The 20,743-nt window shown below is 66.5% G+C and carries 19 protein-coding genes; 10 read left to right on the top strand and 9 right to left on the bottom strand.

The genetic code is table 11. The annotated features are described in order from the left end of the window. Positions 1 to 174: 174 nt before the first annotated feature. Positions 175 to 1,581, bottom strand: coding sequence for a geranylgeranyl reductase family protein (locus tag ACJYUO_RS00875; protein ID WP_494343539.1), 1,407 nt, complete (start codon positions 1,579 to 1,581; stop codon positions 175 to 177). 189 nt (positions 1,582 to 1,770) lie between these two features. On the opposite strand from ACJYUO_RS00875, the gene ACJYUO_RS00870 reads away from it, so the two are divergent. Continuing rightward, positions 1,771 to 2,106 carry a 2Fe-2S iron-sulfur cluster-binding protein gene (locus tag ACJYUO_RS00870; RefSeq protein ID WP_494343538.1) on the top strand — a complete coding sequence of 112 codons (336 nt, stop codon included), beginning with the start codon at positions 1,771 to 1,773 and terminating at the stop codon, positions 2,104 to 2,106. Between the two features lie 4 nt (positions 2,107 to 2,110). Here ACJYUO_RS00870 and ACJYUO_RS00865 read toward each other — a convergent pair whose 3' ends face one another. Continuing rightward, positions 2,111 to 3,343, bottom strand: a complete 1,233-nt coding sequence (locus ACJYUO_RS00865) for an MBL fold metallo-hydrolase (RefSeq protein WP_494343537.1) — start codon at positions 3,341 to 3,343, stop codon at positions 2,111 to 2,113. Between the two features lie 86 nt (positions 3,344 to 3,429). Here ACJYUO_RS00865 and ACJYUO_RS00860 point away from each other — a divergent pair, with 86 nt between their 5' ends. Next, complete coding sequence (locus ACJYUO_RS00860; RefSeq protein WP_494343536.1) at positions 3,430 to 4,062, top strand: rubrerythrin family protein; 633 nt, start codon at positions 3,430 to 3,432, stop codon at positions 4,060 to 4,062. A gap of 101 nt (positions 4,063 to 4,163) precedes the next feature. Here the strand turns inward: ACJYUO_RS00860 and ftsZ are convergent, their stop codons facing one another. Further along, positions 4,164 to 5,333: a cell division protein FtsZ gene (gene ftsZ, locus ACJYUO_RS00855; protein WP_494343535.1), complete on the bottom strand. Its 1,170-nt coding sequence runs from the start codon at positions 5,331 to 5,333 to the stop codon at positions 4,164 to 4,166. Between the two features lie 158 nt (positions 5,334 to 5,491). Next, complete coding sequence (locus ACJYUO_RS00850; RefSeq protein ID WP_494343534.1) at positions 5,492 to 6,826, bottom strand: D-aminoacyl-tRNA deacylase; 1,335 nt, start codon at positions 6,824 to 6,826, stop codon at positions 5,492 to 5,494. Between the two features lie 593 nt (positions 6,827 to 7,419). Between ACJYUO_RS00850 and ACJYUO_RS00845 the strand changes: the two genes are divergently transcribed. Further along, a complete protein-coding gene (locus ACJYUO_RS00845) occupies positions 7,420 to 9,864 on the top strand; it encodes a PAS domain S-box protein (protein ID WP_494343533.1) in 2,445 nt (814 codons plus the stop codon). 67 nt (positions 9,865 to 9,931) lie between these two features. Then, positions 9,932 to 11,278: a DUF7344 domain-containing protein gene (locus ACJYUO_RS00840; RefSeq protein ID WP_494343532.1), complete on the top strand. Its 1,347-nt coding sequence runs from the start codon at positions 9,932 to 9,934 to the stop codon at positions 11,276 to 11,278. A 50-nt stretch (positions 11,279 to 11,328) separates the two neighbouring features. Here ACJYUO_RS00840 and ACJYUO_RS00835 read toward each other — a convergent pair whose 3' ends face one another. Continuing rightward, positions 11,329 to 12,273, bottom strand: a complete 945-nt coding sequence (locus ACJYUO_RS00835; RefSeq protein ID WP_494343531.1) for a calcium/sodium antiporter — start codon at positions 12,271 to 12,273, stop codon at positions 11,329 to 11,331. A 250-nt stretch (positions 12,274 to 12,523) separates the two neighbouring features. On the opposite strand from ACJYUO_RS00835, the gene ACJYUO_RS00830 reads away from it, so the two are divergent. The 5 genes from ACJYUO_RS00830 to ACJYUO_RS00810 all read left to right on the top strand — a co-directional run bounded on the left by ACJYUO_RS00830 (position 12,524) and on the right by ACJYUO_RS00810 (position 17,616). Then, positions 12,524 to 13,327, top strand: coding sequence for a shikimate dehydrogenase (locus ACJYUO_RS00830; RefSeq protein ID WP_494344411.1), 804 nt, complete (start codon positions 12,524 to 12,526; stop codon positions 13,325 to 13,327). Between the two features lie 75 nt (positions 13,328 to 13,402). Then, positions 13,403 to 14,209 (top strand): helix-hairpin-helix domain-containing protein, encoded by an 807-nt coding sequence (locus ACJYUO_RS00825; protein WP_494343530.1) that lies wholly within the window; start codon positions 13,403 to 13,405, stop codon positions 14,207 to 14,209. Between the two features lie 170 nt (positions 14,210 to 14,379). Beyond that, positions 14,380 to 15,987 (top strand): aminodeoxychorismate synthase, component I, encoded by a 1,608-nt coding sequence (gene pabB / locus ACJYUO_RS00820; RefSeq protein WP_494343529.1) that lies wholly within the window; start codon positions 14,380 to 14,382, stop codon positions 15,985 to 15,987. After that, complete coding sequence (locus ACJYUO_RS00815; protein ID WP_494343528.1) at positions 15,980 to 16,744, top strand: anthranilate synthase component II; 765 nt, start codon at positions 15,980 to 15,982, stop codon at positions 16,742 to 16,744. Before pabB ends, ACJYUO_RS00815 begins: the two co-directional genes overlap by 8 nt. Then, positions 16,741 to 17,616: an aminotransferase class IV gene (locus ACJYUO_RS00810; protein WP_494343527.1), complete on the top strand. Its 876-nt coding sequence runs from the start codon at positions 16,741 to 16,743 to the stop codon at positions 17,614 to 17,616. Before ACJYUO_RS00815 ends, ACJYUO_RS00810 begins: the two co-directional genes overlap by 4 nt. Here the strand turns inward: ACJYUO_RS00810 and ACJYUO_RS00805 are convergent. Together ACJYUO_RS00805 and ACJYUO_RS00800 are read right to left on the bottom strand one after the other, a co-directional pair. Next, a complete protein-coding gene (locus ACJYUO_RS00805) occupies positions 17,604 to 18,017 on the bottom strand; it encodes a hypothetical protein (protein ID WP_494343526.1) in 414 nt (137 codons plus the stop codon). The genes ACJYUO_RS00810 and ACJYUO_RS00805 overlap by 13 nt on opposite strands. Before the next feature lie 103 nt (positions 18,018 to 18,120). Next, positions 18,121 to 19,230, bottom strand: coding sequence for a saccharopine dehydrogenase family protein (locus tag ACJYUO_RS00800; RefSeq protein WP_494343525.1), 1,110 nt, complete (start codon positions 19,228 to 19,230; stop codon positions 18,121 to 18,123). A gap of 144 nt (positions 19,231 to 19,374) precedes the next feature. Here ACJYUO_RS00800 and ACJYUO_RS00795 point away from each other — a divergent pair, with 144 nt between their 5' ends. Continuing rightward, positions 19,375 to 19,797, top strand: coding sequence for a Rieske (2Fe-2S) protein (locus ACJYUO_RS00795; RefSeq protein ID WP_494343524.1), 423 nt, complete (start codon positions 19,375 to 19,377; stop codon positions 19,795 to 19,797). On the opposite strand, the gene ACJYUO_RS00790 is transcribed toward ACJYUO_RS00795, so the two are convergent. Further along, positions 19,794 to 20,162, bottom strand: a complete 369-nt coding sequence (locus ACJYUO_RS00790; RefSeq protein WP_494343523.1) for a DUF7344 domain-containing protein — start codon at positions 20,160 to 20,162, stop codon at positions 19,794 to 19,796. The genes ACJYUO_RS00795 and ACJYUO_RS00790 overlap by 4 nt on opposite strands. Before the next feature lie 181 nt (positions 20,163 to 20,343). After that, entirely contained in the window at positions 20,344 to 20,634 is a 291-nt protein-coding gene (locus ACJYUO_RS00785; protein ID WP_494343522.1) for a transcriptional regulator, read from the bottom strand. Positions 20,635 to 20,743 lie beyond the last annotated feature (109 nt).

Below are 20,743 nucleotides of genomic sequence, written 5' to 3'. Positions count from 1 at the left end.
GGGCCGACGACTGACCCGGAAGCCGCGCGACGCGCGGCTGGCGGGGAAGGAGGAGTGTTCTCGTGAACGGAGTGAACGAGAGCTCGGAAGACGCGAAGCGTCTTCCGGTGCTTTTCATCAAAGTTTTGCCGAGTGCGGTCGCTTTGCGACCGCACGCAGAGCAAAAGTTTGGCTCTAGTACTTCGGGTCCGCCCCTGTCGTCTCGTAGACCGCCTCCATGAGGTCGTCGCGGCGGGCCTGCCAGCCGGCGAGGCCCTCGGGGCTGGTCGGGTAGTTCTCGTAGTGCGAGAGGAGTTCGTCGGCCCGTCGCTTGGTCTGGTAGAGGTTCCAGATGGTTCCCCAGTGGCCGCGGCTCTTGATCAGGGACTCGAGTTTGAGTTTGAGCCCGATGTCGGCGCTGCCGGAGTAGAGTGCTTCGGCGAGTTTATCGCCGGGCATCGCGGCGAGCAAGCCCATCAGGTCGTCGACGTCGACGGCCGTCGAGAGGATGTTGTAGACGTCCAGGGCGGCGTAGCGCGCGCCGAAGTGGTCCATCACCTTCTCGTTGTACTCCCAGAGGGTGTCCTCGCTGAAGTCGCCGGTCTCGAGAGCCTCGATGGCCCGTTCGGCGGCGTACTTGCCGCCGTAGGCGGCCCCGGCGATGCCGCCGCCGGTGGTGGGGTTGACGTGGCCCGCGGCGTCGCCGATTGCCATGTAGCCCGGGTGGACGGCCGAATCGTAGGGCCGTCGGGTCGGCAGCGCCGCGCCGAGTTTGTCCTCGACCTCAGCGCCCTCGAACTCGGGGCGGTTCTCGAGGTCGCGTTTGAGGTCGTCGACGAGTTGCATCGGCTCCTCGGTCATCTGGAAGCCCAGGCCCGCGTTGATCTCGGTGTCGGTCCGCGGGAAGTACCACAGATAGCCCGCGGCGCGTTCGGTCGGCTTGAAGACGAGCGCGTCGTCCCACTCGACGGGTTCGTCGACGCGGACGATCTCGCGGTAGGCCGAACAGAAGTGGCTGTAGTCGACGTTGGTGTCGAACGTCGAGTTCGAGAAGTCGACGTTATCCTGGAGCACGGAGAGCGAGCCCGCCGCGTCGATGACGATGTCGGCCTCGTACTCGAGGGGGTCGCCTTTCCGGATCGCCTCGACGCCCGTGACGCGGCCGTCGTCGTTCTGGACGACGTTTTTCACGACGGTATCGTAGTGGAAGTCGACGCCGGCGTCGCCCGCGCCGTCGATGATCCGCCGGCCGTACTCCCAGCGGTCGATGACGGCGAGTTCGCCGGGGACCGGAATCTCGAGGACGGTGTCCTCCTGGGGGATCTCGAAGCGGCCGTGATCGACGCCCGTGTTGGTGAAAGCCGGCTCGAGTTTGGACTTCGGGATCGCCTCGGGGAAGGCGTCGGCACCCTTCAGCGCGTCGCCACAGGCGATGTGACCCGCCTCCTCTTCGTCTTTCCGCTCGAGGATGACGACGTCGTACCCCTCCCGTGCGATGGTCGCTGCGGCGTAGCACCCTGCGGTGCCCGCTCCGACGACGACCGCGTCCGGCGACTGCGTTACCGTCGTCGTGGCGGCGGCCGACTGTTCCTGCGTACTCATACCAACAGTGTGGACACCGCGGTAAGAAAACGTTTTATAGTCGATTCGTCGGACTGTCAGGGGCGAAATCATGCGGCGGGGTCGATCGAGGAGTCGGGAGACGAACCGCGACGCCGTCTCGCGGAACCGGCACACTGGTTTCCCGCGGGTAGATAAAGAGTTTTAGTGAGGTCTTCCGTACCGGGCTGTATGACTGCGTACACCATCGAGTTCGTCGGGACGGGTGAGACCATCACCTGTACCGACAAGGAGACGATCCTGAGCCGGTGTCTCGAGGAAGGGATCGCCCAGGAGTACTCCTGCCGAGTCGGGATGTGTCTGGCGTGTTCCGCCGAGATCGTCGAGGGCGAGGTTACCCAACCGGCCGCGCGGGGACTCACCGAGCAGGAGGCCGAGAACTACGCGCTGACCTGTATGGCGCGACCCCAGTCCGATCTGAAACTCGACCGCGGCAAGTATCCGCCGAGCATCGAGGACGACCTCAAGTCGGGTGGCGCGAACGACAGCGCAGTGGCGGACGACTGACCCGTCAGTCGGCAACTGCGCAGTTGTTCGGTCCCAACTCGAGTTCGAACGCCGTCTCCTCGTCGACGTCTTCGCGCCCGAGGTTGACGGCCACGATCCGCTCGTCGTTTGCCGGCCGCGGCGGGAGGTCGCTCGTGGCGTGTTCGACGAACTCGTCTTCGGCCATCGAGAGCGCCGGGAGCCGGTCGCGTAGGGTCTCGAGTCGGGCGATATAGCTCCCGTCGTCTCGCGGCTCGGCGGCGTCGCTGTAGTGACCCGGCGCGATCGTCGTATCGGCCGGCTGCTCGAGGATTCGATGCTGAAGCGTCTCGTACAATCGCCGCGCAGCCGCGGCCGCGTCCTCGGCACCGCGCTCGAGGTCCGGCCGACCGACGCCCTCGAGAAACAGCGTGTCGCCGGTGAACAGGAGCGGGGCGTCGTCGCCCTCGAGACGAAACGAGACGGATTCGCTCGTGTGACCCGGCGTTGCCAGAACGGTCAGCGTCGCGTCGCCGATTCGGATTTCGTCTCCGTCCTGCTGGGCGTGCGAAGCAGGGCTCGCGGAACGCAGTTCCGCGGCGTCGGCGACGGTCGTGGCGTCGAACGCGAGCCCACGGTCGCGAGCACCGTCGGGGACGACCGCCTCGGCGTCGGCCCGCGACGCGAGGTCCCGGACGCCGCTGACGTGGTCGGCGTGGACGTGGGTATCGATGGCGTACTCGATCGTCGCGCCCCGGTCGGCAGCGTCAGCCTCGTACCGGTCTACAAACGCCCGCAGTGGGTCGATCACCGCCGCCTCGCCGCCGCTGACGAGCAGGTAGGCGAGACAGCCACTCGAGGGGCGGTCGTACTGTCGGACCGTGGCGGGCGCGTCGACCTCGAGTTCGCGGGCCGTGTACAGCTCCGCCCACGCGTCCATGCCCCCGGCGAGGTTGCGCGCCTCGATGCCCGCGTCCCGGAGGAGTTCGACGGCGTGGCCGCTCGCTTCGCCGTGGCCACAGACCGCGACGATCGGCTCCTCGAGGTCGGCGACGAGGTCGGTCACGCCGCCGGTAGCCTCGGCTTGGATGAACTTCGCGTGGGGAATCTGGACGGCCTCGATCCCCTCGCCCGTGAGGTGCCAGCGCTCGAATTCGTCGCGGTTGCGGACATCGAGGACGGTCGCGCGGTCGCCAGACTGCAGCAACTCGGCCAGCGCGCCGGGAGCGATCGAGGACGGGTCGTCGGCCGGATCGGCGGCGTCGCTCCGGTCTGTCATATCGTTCGATACGAGCCCGGTTCGGTTAAAGCCGCGGCCGGGCGACCCGCACCAACGTTCAACAGCCTCCGCGGTGTCGGTTCGGTATGGACGCCGCCGACTTTCAGGACTCGATCGCGGAATCGATGGCCGTCGAACTCGAGCGGCTCGGCTCGTCGAAACTCCTCGTCGCGCTCACCGACGCGGACCTCGCCGAACCGACCGTCCTCCGGATCGCCGCGGCGAGCGAGCGGGCGGCGATGGAGACCTTCGAGGCGTGGGCCGACGACGAAGCGCACGCGGACGCGCGACGACTCTTCGGCGAGCATCGCGAACAGGAACGGGACCACTACGATCGGATTGCGGCCGACCTCGAGGACGAGTCAGCGATCGACGGGGACGCCGGACCGATGCACGAACACCTCCGATCGCTGGAGGCAACGGCGGCTCGACTCGGTGGGCTGGTCGGGCGAGCGATGGTCGGGGATCGAACCCACCTACAGCTCGTGAACTTCTTCGTCAACGAGGGCGACGAGGGACGCGCCGATCGGTTCCGGGAGTTGCGGACCGAAACGAACGCACAGGGAGAGCAGGCGGCCGCGTTGCTCGCAGACGTCTGTACCGAGGACGACGAGTGGGAGCGAGCGCGGACGGCCGCCGAAGAGACGATCACCGCGGCCTACGAGTCGTACGCCGATTCGCTGGACGACCTCGGTCTCGACCCGAAACCGATCTGTTGAGGGGTGAGACGTGAGCGGAGAGCGATCAAAACCGCCGTCGATTCGCGGAGAGAAACAACTGCGTGGACTCGAATCGCGACGCAGGCTCGTCGAGCGCTCGATTACTCGACGAAGTCGATGTCTTCGCCCTGGGCGGGCGCTTCGGGCTGGACGGCGTCCTCGCCGTCGGGGCGACCGTAGATCTGTGGCGATTCGACGCCGGTGACGACGATCATCGTCCGCATGCTGCCCTCGAGGGACTCGTCGATCGAGGTCCCCCAGATGATGCGGGCGTCGGGGTCGATCCGGTCGTAGATCTCCTCGACGACGCCTTCGGCCTCCTCGATGGCCATGTCGTTGCCGCCAGTGACGTTGACGAGCGCGGAACTCGCACCGGAGATATCGACATCCAGCAGCGGCGAGCGTAGCGCGGTCTTGACCGAGTCCTCGGCTTTGGCTTCGGAGTCGGATTCGCCGAGGCCGATCATGGCGACGCCGCCCCGTTCCATGACGGTGCGAACGTCGGCGAAGTCCAGGTTGACGAGGCCCGGTTTCGTGATCAGTTCTGTGATTCCCTTGACACTACGCATCAGCACCTCGTCGCTGACCTTGAACGCCTGCCTGACAGGGAGTTTGCCGACCGAGTCGAGCAGCCGGTCGTTGGGGACGACGATGACGGTGTCGGAAACGTCGCGCAGGCGCTCGAGGCCGGCTTCGGCGTTCGTCCGCCGAACTTCGCCCTCCGCGGTGAAGGGCGTCGTGACGATTGAAATCGTGAGCGCGCCGGCCTCGCGGGCGGCTTTGGCGACGACCGGTGCAGAGCCCGTGCCGGTGCCGCCGCCGAGGCCGGCCGTGACGAAGACCATGTCGGAGCCGTCGATGGCGTCGTAGATGTCCTGTTGGCTCTCGAGAGCGGCCTCCTCGCCGACTTGGGGAAGCGAGCCGGCCCCGCGCCCGCCGGTCTTCTCCTCGCCCATGAGGATTTTGGTGTCGGCGTCGATCTCCACGAGGTGTTGGACGTCGGTGTTGGCAGCGACGAGTTTCGCGCCGTGGATGCCCTCCTCGTGCATGCGGTTGATCGTGTTCCCGCCGGCACCGCCACAGCCGACGACCGTAATATCGGTCTGGAGATCCTGCAGAACGTCCTCGAGTTCGTCGTCGGTCATCGTCCCGGTTTGTCGGCCGTCCGACTCGGTCCCGCCGGGCGATTGCCCGCCCTGTGGCGCGTCGGCGGGGTCCGCGGCCTCCCCGTCCTCGGCCTCGTCGATCGCGTCGTCGATTAGAGAGTCCATTCTTGGCCCTGTCTAAACGATGGAGCATAATTACCTTTCCCCTACACGTCAGCCGCCTGTCTGACACGTTAATAGCGTCTTATGTGTCTGGACGAGAAGAGATCGAATCAGCCGGACGGGAGGCCGTAAGTGTTTCTTACTGTCGGTCCACAATCCGATCAGATCGGAAACCGGCGCGTCCGTTCGGTCCGAACTCTCTCGGGACTGACCGTTTCCCCGTCGACTGTGACCGAGTCGCCGTCGGCGAGCGCGCCGAACTTCGGTCCTTCCGGCACGCCGACCTGCCGCGCCAATCTGGGATCGAAAGCCGTCTCTTCGACGACGACGGCGTTGTCCTCGATCCGCACCGCGTCGTACTTTTCAGCGAGCACCTCGGCCAGTCTCTCGATGATGGCCTCGAGTGGCTCGCTCGAGTCGTCCTCGGGTTTGGGAACCGCCGCTCGCGAGCCGACGCGGCTTCCGCCGTTGTCGGTCGTGAAGGCGACGGACTCGGCCTCGACGATCGCTCGAACGCGGTCCGGAGCGATCCCTTGTGCGGTGCTCACGAGGTCGGCCGGCAGCTCGACGACGGCAAAGTGGTCCGCGAGTCGGTCGCCAAAGCGGACGCCGTCGTCGACGGTTTCCAGCTCGGACTCGACCGCGTCGACCATCTCGAGCGGCCGGTCGTCGACCTCGCGCAGCCACGTCTCGCTGACGATCCGGCAGTCCATCGACTCGAGGGTCTCCTCGAGAACGGGCCACTCGCCGTCGAGCAGCGCGATGTCGGCCTCGCTGGCGTCGAAGGCGCGCTCGAGGACGTCGCGATGAGCCGTCGGGTGGTCCATCGCCTCGAGCGCCCAGTCGGCCGCGACGTGGCCGACCGCCCACGACGTTTTCCGAACGATTCGCTCGAACCGCGGGGCGTAGTGGTTGCCGCCGAAGCCGACGACCTGTTTCGGGCGGTGGGGGTCTGCGTCTCGAAGCTCGAGGATGGCGCGGGCGACGGCGTCGGCACCCGCGGGGTCGTCCCACTGTTCGTCGCCGCTGCCGAGTTCGGCGAACAGCGACGGGCAGCCGACATCGGTGGGGCCGTGGTGGGTGGCCTCCATACCGACCTCGTAGTCGTCGGGGGCGTACTCGTCGAAGGCCTCGAGCAGGCGGGCGAGCGCGTTTGGGGCGGCATCGGCCAGCGCGTCCGGCTCGCCGCCGAACTCGGCCGGGCCGAAGTTCCCCGTGAAGTGGCCCGTCAGCAGCGCCCCGGTGTCGCCCGAATGCCGTGAGGCGAAAACGAGCAGGTCGGGGTCGCAGTCGAAGGCGTCGGCGGGGCGCTCGAGGTCGATGTGGAGGTCGTCGAACGAGCGCAGTTCGGCTCCGTCGGTCCGGTAGACCGTGCCGCCGCCGTCGGCCGCCGGCTGAGTGTCGTCGGTCCGTTCCGTCCAGTCGGCGCGCTCGCGGAGGCGGTCACAGATGTGCACTGAGGCACGGTCGGCCCGGCTCTCGACGATGGCGATCACGGGATAGCGTCGGTGACGGGACGATGAATAGGCTACGCTTTCGCTGCATCCGAGTTTTTCCGAGACATGAACACCCGGTTCGCCCCTTTCCAAGCACATAAGTTTTGTATATATATATATATATATATATTGTAGTTTGTAAATCGGGCATGTTGATCTGAGATCTCCACTGAGGTCCAATTACGTCACAAACTTCACAATTAAAGATAGTGTACAGACAAGAAATCCAAGTAGACCCAGTGATTCGCCCCAAATCTGGTATATAATGTCAAAGTGAAGCGAAAATGTAGAAAACACAATTGTTGAAAGCCCATACAGCATTAGGCTATCTATTTCGTCCATACAGCGTTCTTCTATTCGAATGCCAAAATAATTTTATACTTTATATATAAAACTTTATTAATTGTATTATTATAAAATTTATAATTTTAGTCATGATATAAGTTACTGAGAGAACCGGTCTATCAACGGTTCCGAAACGATACGGAGATTCCTGTTGAATACGGTACAGACTCAAGAAACCGTGGCAAGAGCGGCCTGTAGTTTTTCAGGTGTGGTGAGATAACATGCACCACTATGGGCTGGTGGCTAGCATGAGCGAGAACCCTTCTAAGCGAACGGACTCATCGCAGGAGGCGGATCGATCCGACGACTGTGGCGATAAATCGGTTGACTGCCAGTTTGACATTTGCGATCTCAGCGCGCTCGTCAGTGACTGCGCCATCACACTGCTGGATGCCAGCGGCCGCGTCGCCGCGTGGAACGATAGTGCACGTCAGCTCATGGGGTACGACGAAGCGACGATCGTTGGCTCGCACTACCGGACGTGCTTTCCGCGGGACGCCAGCGAGTCCGGTCGACCGGAACGGATACTCGAGCGAGCGCGCACGAGCGGGAGGACAGAAGCCGACGGCTGGCGGCTCCAGAGCGACGGCAGCCGGTTCTGGGCGCACGAGGAGCTCGCGCCGATCCGCGGGGGCGGCGCGGTCGGACGCGCCGCGTCAGACGAAACCGATCTTCGGGGGTACGTCTGGTTCGTCCGCGATCGTACCGAGGACCGCGAGCGCAGGCGGCGGCTCCGCGAAGCGAAAGCCTTCGCCGAGAGCGTCTTCGAGGCACAACCGGACGTCGTCTACGCGTTCGACGCAGACGAGAACTACCTCGAGTGGAACGACCGCGTTCCGGAGGTGACGGGGTACGTCGGCTCCGAACTGACCGAGATGAGCCCGCTCGAGTTCGTCGCCCCGGAACACCGAGAGCGGATCGCCGAGGCGATCCGCCGAGTTCTCGAGGAAGACGAGTACGTTACCGTGGAGGCGGACCTCCTCACGAAAGACGGGCGTCGAATCCCCTACGAGTTCAACAGCGCTCGGATCACCGACGACGACGGCAACGTGCTGGGGTTTACCGGCGTCGGCCGGGACATCACCGACCGCAAGGCCCGCGAACGGGAACTCCGCGAGGAGAAGGCGTTCACGGAGAGCCTCCTCGAGGCCCAACCGGACATGTTCTACGCGTTCGACACCGAGGGAAACCTGCTCGAGTGGAACGAGCAGTTCCAGCGCGTCACCGGCTACGATCGGGACGAACTCACCGGGATGCATCCGCTCAAGTTCATCGCGCCGGAAGACCGGGCGCACATCGGCGACGCGATCGATCGAATCCTCAAGGACGGCGAGCGCGTCACGGCCGAGGGACGGATCCGTACGAAAGCCGGGCGGCGGATCCCCTACGAGTTCAACAGCGCTCGAATCACCGACGACGACGGCAGCGTGCTCGGGTTTACCGGCGTCGGCCGGGACATCAGCGACCGCAAGGCCCGCGAGCGGGAACTCGAGCGCCTCGAGCGGCTCAACGCGGTCGTCCGGACGATCGACGAGACGATGGTCGCGGCGGAGACCCGCGACGAGATCGAAACGGCGGTCGTCGAGGAATTCGCGGCCACCGACGTCTATCGGTTCGCGGTCATCGGGCAAGCGGATCCCGCGGCGACGACCGACGGCTACTCGTGGGAGCCGGAGGCGTGGGCGGGGATCGACGCGGCCGTGGCCGAGGGCGTGCTCTCGTCGTTCGTCGACCCGCCGGTTGACGGCCCTGGCGAATCGCCGTTCGAGACGCGGACCGTCCAGTGCTACCGGAACCTCCGCGAGAGCGCGGTCGATATGTGGCGGGTCGACGCCGAGGATCGGGGCTACGGCTCGGTTGCAGTCGTGCCGATCGCCGCGAGCGATCGCGTCTTCGGCGCGCTCGTGATCGCCGCCGACGAGCCGACGGCGTTTGCCGACCGGGAACGGGGCGTGCTCCAAGAGTTCGGCGGCACGATCGGTCACGCGATCAACGCGATGGCGGTCCGGCGGCTGCTCTATATGGACACCGTCGTCGAACTCGAGTTCGAATCGACCGACCGCGGGGACGTCTGTATCGATCTCTCGAACCGGGGGAACTGTACCCTCTCGATCGATCACGTCCTGCCGCTGACCGACGGCGTGTTCGTGTTCTACCTCACAATCTCCGATATCGATCCGGCTACGGTTAGAGACCTCGCGCGGGACGACCCCTCGATCACGGAACTGCGCCGTATCGACGACGCCGAGGCGGAGAGCTACTGGGAGGTCGTCGTTCGCGGCTCGACGATCACCGACCTGCTCGGAGAGTACGGCGCGCGGCTGCAGTCGAAAGTCGTCCGCGACGGCGTCGCGACGTTTACGGTGCAGGTGAGCCCCGACGTGAACCTGCGCGAACTCGTCGGCGCGGTCACGTCGGCCTACCCCAACACCCGGCTCGTCTCGAAGCGAACCGTCGATCGGCCGGTCGAAACCCGCGGCGACTTCCGGCGCACCGTCGAGTCGATGCTGACCGAGAAACAGCGGCTGGCACTCGAGGCGGCCTACCATGGCGGTTACTTCGAGTGGCCGACCCGAAACAGCGACGCGAGCGAGATCGCGGATCGGCTCGATATCGCACGCCAGACGTTCCACCAGCATCTCCGAGTGGCCCAGTCAAAGCTTCTATCGGCGTATTTCGGCGGGGATGACTGATAACAACTCAGCGATACCAGAGCATGCTGGTACACTTCTTTCCCCCGGCAACCGTCTCTAGCGACCAATGAGTTCGCTCCCGGACACCGAAATGGCGACCGCGTTGGACATCCTCGCGGAGCCCGAGCGGCGATACGTACTCGCTGTGCTGCTCGATCGCGAAGGGACGTCCGCCGGCGATGTGACGCCGGTGTCGGCGTCGGACCCGATGTCGATCGCCGCGCTCGCGACCGAGGTCGCGACGCTCGAGCACAACTGTCCCATCGTCACCGACGACCAGTGTGAGGGGGTTCGCGTTTCGCTGCTTCACAACCACGTTCCGCGGCTGATCGACAGCGGTGTCCTGTGCAACCCCGCTAGCGATGACGCGACGAGGGTCGCGCTCGCTGACCATCCGCTGTTGGATCTCGACTGGGTCCAATCACTTCTCACCGACCCGACCGGCGAGACGGTTGCCGTCGACGAGGCGACGCTGAACCGAACGCTCACGGCGCTTCGAAATCCGCGTAGCCGTGCCGTCTGCGCCGCGCTCGCGAGGCGGCGCGGATCCGTCGCGGTCGCCGACCTCGCTGCGGCGGTCGTCGCCCGAGAGGGCGGCGACGGAACGCAACTGGTCGACGTCACCGAGGCGGAGTGTCGAACCGTTGCGACGGCGCTCGCCCACGAACACCTCCCCGCACTCTCGGACGCGGGGCTCGTGGCGTACGACGACCTCGCGAACGGGGTCGAACTGGCGACCGACGCGCCACAGTGGCAGGTCGACTGGCTCGCCGACGGCCCGCTCGACGATGCCGCCAATCTCGTCCGAGACGCGGCGGACCGGCAGGCCGACACGGCCGAAACGGGTGCCGCGATCGAGGAGTTCGGGACCGCGTCGACCGCGCCGAAAACGGCCGGAAACGGCGACGGCACGGACATCCGTACGGATACCTGCTGGACGCTGCAGGGGCGAGCGAACGTCTTGGACAGGGGCCGGGAAATCGCCGACGAGGCGGACGAGGAGCTGTTCGTCATGGTGCCGACCGGCGAGATGATCCGGCCGGCGTGTCTCGAGCGCTGGCTGGCGGCGGCCGACCGGGGCGTCGACGTCTACGTCGCATCGCGGTCGCCGCGGGTCCGCGACACTGTCCGGTCGGCGGTGCCGAGTGCGACCGTCTGTGAGCCCCAGTTCGACTGGCTCACCTTCCCGATGGAGGGGGAACGCCACGGCTGCGTGGTCTTCGCCGACCGCGAGTCGGCCATGTTGGTGACGATCGACGAATCGGGACCCGGCGGGGAGTCGCGGGTCGGCGCGATCACCGGCGACGACCGGGCGAACGCGCTGGTCTCGGTCGTCCGTGAGCAATTGGGGCCGCGTCTCGATCGGCTGACGCCGACCGGCGACGAACGCGACGGGACGCCGCTGCCGTTGTGACTCTCGAAGAAGCGACGCGGGAATTCTGACGGACGCTTCGAAGCGAGCGATCAGGGAACTAATAGGGAGATAAAGCCGAGATAGCCGGCGATGAGGACCGCACCGTCGATCCGGGTGAGCCGACGGCCGTACCCCATCATTCCGACCAGCACGACGGTAAAGCCGATCATAATCGGGAGCTCGAATCTGAGCGTCGCGGGTTGGATCTCGATCGGGGTAATCAGGGCCACAATCCCCAACACCGCGAGAATGTTGTAGATATTCGAGCCGACGACGTTACCGATCGCGAACTCGGTCTCGCCCCGGACAGCCCCGACGACCGAGGCGGCCAGTTCCGGGAGCGACGTGCCGAGGGCGAGCACCGTCAAGCCGATCACGAGATCCGAGACGCCGAGTGCCGACAGCAGCCCCGTCCCGCCGGCGACGAGCCACCGCGAACCGATGACGAGCGCGACCAATCCGCCGATCACGAGCGCTACGTCCCGGAGCGAGACGCCATCGCCCGCGTCGGGATCGTCCGCCATCGGCGCGGGATCGACGTTGGCATAATAGAGGAGAAACGCCGTGAATCCGGCGAGGACGAGGAGGAAAATCGCTCCCTCGAGGCGGCCAATTCGGCCGTTCGCACCCAGTGCGACCAGCAAGACTGCGGCGAGAATCATGACGGGGACGTGCCGGCGCATGACCCGTTCCCCGATCGGAAGCGGTTTGATCAGGGCGGCGGCCCCGAGCACGAGCCCGATGTTCGCGATGTTCGAGCCGACGACGGCACCGAGGCCGATGTCGGTCGAGACGTTCAGCGCGCCGATGGTCGAGACGAACAGTTCGGGCGCGGTCGTCGCGAACGCGACCACCGTCACGCCGACGGTCGTCGCCCGGAGTCCGATCCCGAGCGCCAGCCGACCCGCGCCCGCGACCAGCAATTCGGCACCGCCGTACAGCGCGATGATTCCGCCCGCCAGCAAGAGGAGAAACAACGGCGTTCCGGAAAGCATGCGGTCGGCTACTCAGGACGCGGTGAAAAACGGCCCGAAACGGGACCGGCTCGCGTGACCGCCGTTGGCCCGATACCGAACGGGACACGCTCGCGACTCCGCCGACGCGTCACGCTCCGTCGAAACGGCGAGCGCATCGCGTTCGACGACGGCTCGAGCCGCCCCTCGAGAGCCGACTCGACAAGCGACGAGACCGTCCGAAGCCAGACCGATTATAGTCCCGCCGCCTCGAGTGTCAGGCGAAATGGCTATGGACGTATACGGTCTGCTCGGCAACCCGGTCGGCCACTCGCTGTCGCCGCCGATGCACGAGGCGGCCTACGACGAACTCGGGCTCGAGGCGCGCTACGTAACCTTCGAACCCGACGAGGAGGATATCGAAGACGCCGTTCAGGGTGCCGACGCGCTCGGCATCGCGGGGCTGAACGTGACGATCCCGTTCAAGCAGGACGCCCTCGAGATCGTCGCACCCGAGGATCTTGCGGCCCGGATCGGCGCAGTCAACACGATTGACTTCTCGGGGTCGGGACCGCCGACGGGGTACAACACGGACGCCGTCGGCGCGTTGCGCGCGTTGCGCGATCACGACGTAGACATCGAGGACGCCCGAGCGGTCGTTGTCGGTGCCGGCGGTGCCGGGCGGGCAGTCGCCTTCGGTCTCGCGGACGCCGGTGCGACTGTCGCGATCGCCAACCGGACCGAGCAGACGGCCCACGAACTGGCCGACGAGGTGCCGCGGGCTACCGGCCACGGGCTCACGGCCCTCGAGAAATTGGTCGGCAACGCTGACATCCTGATCAACGCCACGAGCGTGGGGATGGAAGAGGACGCGACGCCGGTACCCGCCGACGCGCTCCACGGAGATCTAGCGGTACTGGATGCAGTCTACCGGCCGCTCGAGACGCGGCTACTGGCCGACGCCGCCGAGGCCGGGGCGACGACCGTCGACGGCGCGTGGATGCTGCTCTATCAGGGCGTCGAGGCCTTCGAGATCTGGACGGGACTGGACGCGCCGGTCGCGGTGATGAACGAGGCGCTGCGCTCGCGGCTGTAAGCGAACGGACACGATAGCTCCCCTCCCTGTCAGTATCAGGCGAATTTAAGTGCCGGAGCCGACTACATCGAGATAATGGCAATCCTCCAAAAGCTGAAGTCCCTGTTGGGGTTCGACGAGTCGGACTCGGAGCGGGGAGGCACTCGAGAGGTCGGGGTAACGGTCGAACGGGAAGGGTCGACGGGCGACGGGAGTGGTGTCGGCCCGGATCGAGACGACTCGGCGACCGGCGGGCGTTCGACGGGAGCCAGCGAGCCACCACAATCGGCCGCGACGGGCTCGGGGACATCGAAGTCGACCGAACCAGAGACGGAATCGGCCGCGGCTTCGGCCGAGACCGTCGAACCGGCGGAAACGGCTGAGACGGACACGGACGAGGCTTCGGCGACGACGGAGCCGCCGGCGGAAACCGCAGAGTCGTCGCCGGTCGAGGAGGCCGAACCTGACGCCGAACCGGCCGCAGACACCGAGACGGACGAGGCGGACACAGCCGCCGAGAGCGAGCCGGACGCCACGGCCGAGACCGACGAGGACGCGGCCTCGAGCGGCGGTGACGACGCCGACGAGACTGTCGACGGACCCGACGCGGAATCGGATACCGGCGCTGCAGCGGTCGACGCGAGCGAGGCCGAACCCGAAGAACTCGAGGAATCCGAGCAGGCCGAGGCTGAGACTGAAGCCGAACCCGAGACCGACGAGTCCAGCGGGGAGTCGGTCGACGTGATCAAGGGAATCGGCCCGGCCTATGCTGACCGGCTCGCCGGGGCGGGTGTGGACACCGTCGGCGAACTCGCCGCCGCGGACGCCGCCGAACTATCCGAACAGACCGACATTTCCGAGAAGCGCATTCAGGGCTGGATCGACCGCGCCGAAGTCCGGTAATCGACCCCGCCCCGACCGTCGACCCCATTCTCTCGTCTCTGCTTTCTCGCTCTCTCTTCGACGTTGTTCTCGCTCGTCACTCGCGCTGTGTTCGCCCGTTGTGCAAATCTTCGCCGTTGGCGAGGCCCGGAACCGCAAGCGAATTACTGACCGGGTCCGTCTCGACGCACATGAGCGAACCGCGCGTCGTGACGACGCTCGACTCGTTTCGGGCCGCCGTTCGCGACCACAGCGGCGCATCGGCTGCGGACGAGGTCGCGTCGCCGACGCAGGCCGGACTCCGCGTCCCGGTCGAAGTCCGCGCGACCGTCGACGATCCGTTCGTCGCCTACCGGCGAGCACGCGACAGCGACGGGGGTGCCTTCCTCGAGACGACCGGCGGCCAGCCCGGCTGGGGCTACTTCGGCGTCGATCCGGTCGACCGGCTCACCGTCGGTGCCGACGCGACTCTGCGGGCTCGAGACGACGAGCGGTCGCCGAGCCTCGCCGCGCTCGAGGGGCTGCTCGCGGGCGACCGGCTCGCACGCGGCGACTGTGACGTGCCCTACCCCTGCGGGGCCGTCGGCTGGCTCGCCTACGACATCGCCCGCGAACTCGAGGCCCTGCCCGACTCGGCCGTCGACGACCGGGGACTGCCCCGGCTCGAGGTCGCGGTCTACGACCGGCTCGTCGCGTGGGAGGAGCCGACCGAGGGCGACGTGACGCTGCGGATCACGGCCTGCCCGCGGGTTCCCGTCGATCCCGCCGACGGTGAACCCGCAGCCGCCGCCCTCGAGGCGGCTTACGAACGCGGCCGCGAGCGGGCGCTGGACCTCGCACGAGCCGTCCGCGAGGGCGACGCCGAGATCGGCGAGCCGCCGGTCTCGAGCCCGGAAGCGACCTTCGAAAGCGACTGCGGCCGCGAGGCGTTCGCCGACCGTGTGCGCCGAGTCAAGGAGTACGTCCGCGACGGCGACACCTTTCAGGCGAATATATCGCAGCGGCTGGTCGCACCCGCCGCGGTCCATTCGGTCGCCGCCTACGACGCCCTGCGGCGGGTCAACCCAGCCCCTTACTCCTGTCTGCTCGAGTTCCGAGCGGCCGACTTGGTGAGTGCGAGCCCCGAACTGCTGCTCGAGCGCGAGGGTGACTTCGTCCGAACCGAACCCATTGCCGGCACGCGCCCGCGGGGAGACACGCCCGCGGACGACGACGCGCTCGAGGAGGATCTACTGACGGACGAAAAAGAACGCGCTGAACACGCCATGTTGGTCGACCTCGAGCGCAACGACCTCGGCAAAGTCTGTGCCTACGGTTCCGTCGACGTCGAGGAGTACCGCCGGATCGACCGCTACGCCGAGGTGATGCATCTGGTCTCGAACGTCACCGGCCGGCTGCGGCCCGACGCGACCCTGGCCGACGCCGTCGCGGCGACGTTCCCCGGCGGCACGATCACCGGCGCGCCGAAGCCGCGGACGATGGCGATTATCGACGAACTCGAGGCGACTCGTCGCGGTCCCTACACGGGCAGCGTCGGCATCTTCGGCTTCGACGGCCGAGCCACCCTCAACATCGTCATTCGGACGCTGGTCCGTCACGCCGACGAGTATCACCTGCGGGTCGGTGCGGGCATCGTCCACGACTCCGATCCCGACCGCGAGTACGACGAAACCCTCGACAAGGCCCGCGCGCTCATCACGGCCGTCGACGACGCGCTCGGCGAACGGGCCGAACTGGGGCTCGAGGCAGCGGACAAAGCGGACTCGGAGCGAGCCGACGGGGGTGAGACCGGTGACTGAGTCCGCAGCCGAAACCCGGATTCTCGTCGTGGACAACTACGACTCGTTCGCGTACAACCTCGTCCAGTACGTCGCCGAAGCGATCGCTTCGGCGGGCCCCGCGGCGTCGCCGCGGGACGTTGGCGAACTCGCGGACGAGGTGATCATCCGACGGAACGACGAGATCGACATCGCGGGCGTTCGCGACCTCGAGCCGACCGGGATCGTCGTCTCGCCAGGACCGGGAACGCCACAGGAGGCGGGCGTCTCGATGCCGCTGTTTTCCGAGACCGAGTACCCGATTCTCGGCGTTTGTCTCGGTCATCAGGCGCTGTGTGCGGCCAACGGCGCGCCGGTGGTCCACGCGCCCGATGTCGTCCACGGAAAGCCGTCGGCGATCACCCACGACGGCACGGTGCTCTTCGACGGACTCCCGTCGACGTTCCAGGTCGGGCGCTACCACTCGCTGTCGGTCGAGCGCACGGACCTGCCGGCGTCGCTCGAGGAGACCGCCCGGACGGCAGACGAGCGCGGCGTCCTGATGGCGGTCCGCCACCGCGAGAAACCCCATATCGGCGTGCAGTTCCATCCTGAGAGTATTCTCACGCGGGCCCACGCCGACGCGACGACCGGGTCGGACGGGGCGAACGGCACAGATGATACGAGCAGCACGGACGACGGGACCGGCGACGACATCTCGCTCGAGCTCGGCAAGCGGATGATCGAGAACTTCTGTCGGTTCGCCGCGGCGACCGATCTGGGTGCAAACCGAGAATGAGCGACGACCTCATCTACCACGTCGACGGCGACCTCGTCCCCGCGGGCGATGCCACCGTCAGCGTCGACGACCGCGGGTTCCGGTACGGCGACGCCGCGTTCGAGACGCTTCGGGCCTACGGCGGCACGGTATTTGCATGGGACGACCACGTCGAACGCCTCGAGCGAACCTGCGAGTCCCTGTCACTTGAGCACGGATTGTCGGCCGCGGACCTGCGCTCGCGGATCGACGAGACGCTCGCGGCGAACGACCTCGCGGACGCCTACGTTCGCCTCTCGATTACGCGCGGGGTGCAGCCGGGCAAACTCACGCCCCAGCCCGAGGTCGATCCGACCGTCGTGATCTACGTCAAGCCGCTTCCGCGGGGCGGCCTCGAGGGCGAGTCCGTCTGGGACGTCCCGGCGACGGCCCAGACGGTCGAAACGCGGCGGGTCCCCGACGAGGCGATCCCGGCCGGGACCAAGACCCACAACTACCTAAACGAGATCCTCGCTCGCGCGGAACTCGAGGGCGACGCGGACGAGGCGCTCATGCGCGATCTCGAGGGGAACATTGCGGAGGGAGCCACGAGCAACCTGTTTTTCGTCCGCAACGGGACGGTGCACGCGCCGTCGACCGACGGCCCCGTGCTGCCGGGAATCACGCGGGAGATCGTCCTCGAACTGGCTCGCGACGCCGGGATTTCGGTCCGGGAGGGACGGTACGAGCGGGCGGCCGTGCTCGAGGCCGATGAAGCGTTTCTCACGAATCGCACGTGGGAAGTTCGGCCGATCGCGACCGTCGACGGGCACGCTATCGGCGGTGGTCCGGTCACGGATCGACTGGCGGGACTGTACGACGAACGCGTCGAGGAGTCATGTTACGAAGGCTGAGGCCGATCACCGACCCGACGATGCAGCCAGGGCAGGGAACCGCCACCGAGATACGTCCACAGGAACGCGACCATCGCGCGATGGATGGACTGGGTGAGCAGGGTTCCGGCGAGAAAATAGCCGCCCGCAAACAGACCGGTGGCGACGGCCGATGCGGCGAACGTCCACAGAACACCTTGCGACCACGACTGCCCTCGCGGGCCGTACGCTTCGTGTGCGGAGGGGACGAGCACGCCGATCGTGACGAGCAGGAGAAAACCGGCCGCGAACTCGCCCCAGTACCACGCGCTGCCAATGCCGACCGCCATCGCGACCGGAATCACCGTGAGCAGGACCGGCAGAGATCCGGAGCGGAGATCGTCACGGAACCGGTCGCGCAGGGTCTGCCGAGTGGAAGGCATCTATACCGATTGATACAAACGGTGGGATAAAAACCCGTTCAGTGACTGAACGGGTTCGATTTCAGTTGCGGGTCGTAAAATTCGACGCGATAGCGAGGGTGACTCAGTCGTCAGATTCGACGGCCGGCGGACTCGCCCCACCAGACTCGGCCGGTGTCTCGACCAGTTCTCGCTCGGTTCCCGTGAACTCGAGTGCGAACTCGCTCCCGAACGCGCTTGCCGGCGTCTGGAAGCCGGCCGGGATCACATCGTCGCCCTCGATCACTCGCTCGGCGGCCGTCACCGCCGACTCGACGGTGAGCGCGTAGGGGTTCGGCGTTCGCAGTCGTGCGCGGGCGCGCCGGTCGCCGGCCTCGTCGCGGACCTCGCCCCAGACGACGGCGCTGCCGGTCGCCAACTGCTGTTCGTCCGGCCCGTCGAGGCGGGCGTCGATCAGTCGCTTCAACAACCCCTCGACGGGACGACTATCGAGAAGCCACTCGAGGGAGTCGACGGCCGACAGGGCTCTGGTCGCCCACGACGGCGCGGCGGCGTAGACTTCGACCGACTCGATACCGGTGCTGTGGGCGGCGGTGACGACGTCGCCCCACGGGACCGTGACGGCGTGTTCGGGGCCGTCGCCGAAGTCGACCTCTCGCGTTCGGAACGCGGTCGGGACCTGAATGAGGCGGCCGTTCCGCCGGACGACGCCGCCGCTTCCGAGGTGCTCGACGAGCGTTCGGGCGGTGCCCCGCGAGATCCCGCCGCCGCCTTTGATTCCGAGCGCCAACCGGTCGGCATCGGGGAGTTGCTCGGCGAGAAAGGCCGCCAGACAGTCCGAGGGCACGACGTCGAAACCGACGCCGGGAAGCAGCGTGATCCCCGCCGCTCGAGCCGCGGGGTCGCGCTGGCGGAGACACTCGAATACCGGAAACTCGCCCGTGATATCCAGATAGTCCGTCTCGGTCTCGAGGCAGGCCTCGACCAACGGTTCGGCCGTCTCGACGAACGGACCGGCGCAGTTCAAAACGGCATCGAACGTCGCGAGATGGGAGGCGACATCGGCCGACTCGAGGTCGAAGGTCCGACCCTCGACGCCGAGGTCGTCGGCTTGGGCGGCGACCGCACGGCCGTTCCGACCCGCGAGAGCGGGCGAGCCACCCCGCGCGACGGCCTCGCGGGCGATCAGCTGCCCCGTGTAGCCGTAGGAGCCGTAGATGAGAAGGGAGTCCATAGGCGGCGTTGGACAGAGAGTGGGTTAAAACTCCGTCAGACATTTGCTCGCTCGTTGTCTTGACATCCTCCCCGCGCTAAAGCACGGGGCTTTCTCCTTGATTCTCCGTAACGTTCAGGATGACCGACTCGTAACTGGTTGATGATGGAGACAGGACGGATCACGGCGCTTTCGGCGGTCCCCGATGACTCGACGTTTCTGTTTCGCGTCGCCGACGAGGCCGGCGAGGAACGGGAAGCGATCCTCGTCGCGGACGCGGACACAGACGAGGGCGTCGCCTGCTGGCTGAACTACTGCCAGCATCTCACGCACATCAAACTGGACAAGGGATCGGGCGCGCCGATGCGAGACGGCGAACTCGTCTGTGCGAACCACGGTGCGTACTTCGAGGCCGACTCCGGGCGCTGTACGTTCGGACCCTGCGAAGGCGCGTATCTCAGCGACCTCGAGATCACCGTCTCGGACAGTGACATCTACTTGACCGACGAGGCCTACGAGTTCGTCGGCACCGGCCCACTCGAGAGCGACGACCTCGACCGGACCTCGACCTCGAACGTCGAGTTCTAGACGGCGTTAGGCGCGACGAGGTCCCGCTCCTGATCGTACTCGAGCAGGCCGGCGTCGACGAGCCGCGGGAGGTGGTCGTGGTAGAGGGAGAGATAGACCTCTTGGACCCGCTCGGCCGAGATGTTCGTCACGCTGTGGCCCGTCTCGCGAACGGCGACTTCCTCGGCCGCATCGGGGAGTGTGAGTTCCTCGCCGTAGGTCCGCATGACTGCGAGCAGCAGCCGACGGCGCTGGTCCGCGAGGAGTGCGAACGCGTCGTCGAGGGACTCGGTCGACGCGTCTGACTCGTCGTGGTCGTCGAGCCAGTCGAGTACCGTTCGGACGAACTCGACGCAGTCGCGCTCCGAGTGGGATTTGGAAGTCATGTATTCGTGGGTCTCGAGTCGAACGGCCGCAGCGGAGAACGGACGATATCGCGGTTCGACGGCCGCCGTTCGCTCGAGTGTTCGTGTCGGGTTCTCGCCTGCGCCCTAAATATTAGTATCGAATCGGACCCGCAATTATCGCTCCTCGGTGACAGTCACCTCGCGACGACTGTGCACCCGTTCACTCGATCGTAAAGGTCGGCTCGTCGATCGACTCGCTCTTGCAGTCGGGACACCGCGAGGGGAGATTCAACAAGTCGTCGTAGTCGTCGAACCCGCAGTCTCGACAGGTCGGCGGCGCGACGAGCAGCCGTTCGTCGGTCCCCTCGACCGATCGGGAGACGTGTTCGACGTGGCCGATCACCGCGTGGGGTGTCAGATCGAGTCGGGTCGCCAGTTCGCTCGGGGTCGCGGGTTCGGCGCGGAGGGAGTCGGCGAGTCGCTGTCGCGTCGTTTCGTCGGCCTCTCGCATACCTTGGCTCACGGCGGTCGCATATTTATACTGTCCGCCGTCGGTCACCACGTGGGGGCTCGCGTCGGCGACTCGAGCGGCGTGACAAACCGGTGAAAGGGCAAGTAAC

The organism is Natrinema sp. CRL1 (assembly GCF_059162405.1).
Note: the sequence above shows the minus strand (reverse complement) of the source record. Positions and strands in the feature narration are given on the sequence as shown.

Excerpts from the sequence above, each read along its gene's own strand:
- ACJYUO_RS00875 (WP_494343539.1), bottom strand. The coding sequence starts at position 1,581 with ATGAGTACGCAGGAACAGTCGGCCGCCGCCACGACGACGGTAACGCAG.
- ACJYUO_RS00870 (WP_494343538.1), top strand. The coding sequence starts at position 1,771 with ATGACTGCGTACACCATCGAGTTCGTCGGGACGGGTGAGACCATCACC.
- ACJYUO_RS00865 (WP_494343537.1), bottom strand. The coding sequence starts at position 3,343 with ATGACAGACCGGAGCGACGCCGCCGATCCGGCCGACGACCCGTCCTCG.
- ACJYUO_RS00860 (WP_494343536.1), top strand. The coding sequence starts at position 3,430 with ATGGACGCCGCCGACTTTCAGGACTCGATCGCGGAATCGATGGCCGTC.
- ftsZ (WP_494343535.1), bottom strand. The coding sequence starts at position 5,333 with ATGGACTCTCTAATCGACGACGCGATCGACGAGGCCGAGGACGGGGAG.
- ACJYUO_RS00845 (WP_494343533.1), top strand. The coding sequence starts at position 7,420 with ATGAGCGAGAACCCTTCTAAGCGAACGGACTCATCGCAGGAGGCGGAT.
- ACJYUO_RS00840 (WP_494343532.1), top strand. The coding sequence starts at position 9,932 with ATGAGTTCGCTCCCGGACACCGAAATGGCGACCGCGTTGGACATCCTC.
- ACJYUO_RS00835 (WP_494343531.1), bottom strand. The coding sequence starts at position 12,273 with ATGCTTTCCGGAACGCCGTTGTTTCTCCTCTTGCTGGCGGGCGGAATC.
- ACJYUO_RS00830 (WP_494344411.1), top strand. The coding sequence starts at position 12,524 with ATGGACGTATACGGTCTGCTCGGCAACCCGGTCGGCCACTCGCTGTCG.
- ACJYUO_RS00825 (WP_494343530.1), top strand. The coding sequence starts at position 13,403 with ATGGCAATCCTCCAAAAGCTGAAGTCCCTGTTGGGGTTCGACGAGTCG.
- pabB (WP_494343529.1), top strand. The coding sequence starts at position 14,380 with ATGAGCGAACCGCGCGTCGTGACGACGCTCGACTCGTTTCGGGCCGCC.
- ACJYUO_RS00810 (WP_494343527.1), top strand. The coding sequence starts at position 16,741 with ATGAGCGACGACCTCATCTACCACGTCGACGGCGACCTCGTCCCCGCG.
- ACJYUO_RS00805 (WP_494343526.1), bottom strand. The coding sequence starts at position 18,017 with ATGCCTTCCACTCGGCAGACCCTGCGCGACCGGTTCCGTGACGATCTC.
- ACJYUO_RS00800 (WP_494343525.1), bottom strand. The coding sequence starts at position 19,230 with ATGGACTCCCTTCTCATCTACGGCTCCTACGGCTACACGGGGCAGCTG.
- ACJYUO_RS00795 (WP_494343524.1), top strand. The coding sequence starts at position 19,375 with ATGGAGACAGGACGGATCACGGCGCTTTCGGCGGTCCCCGATGACTCG.
- ACJYUO_RS00790 (WP_494343523.1), bottom strand. The coding sequence starts at position 20,162 with ATGACTTCCAAATCCCACTCGGAGCGCGACTGCGTCGAGTTCGTCCGA.
- ACJYUO_RS00785 (WP_494343522.1), bottom strand. The coding sequence starts at position 20,634 with ATGCGAGAGGCCGACGAAACGACGCGACAGCGACTCGCCGACTCCCTC.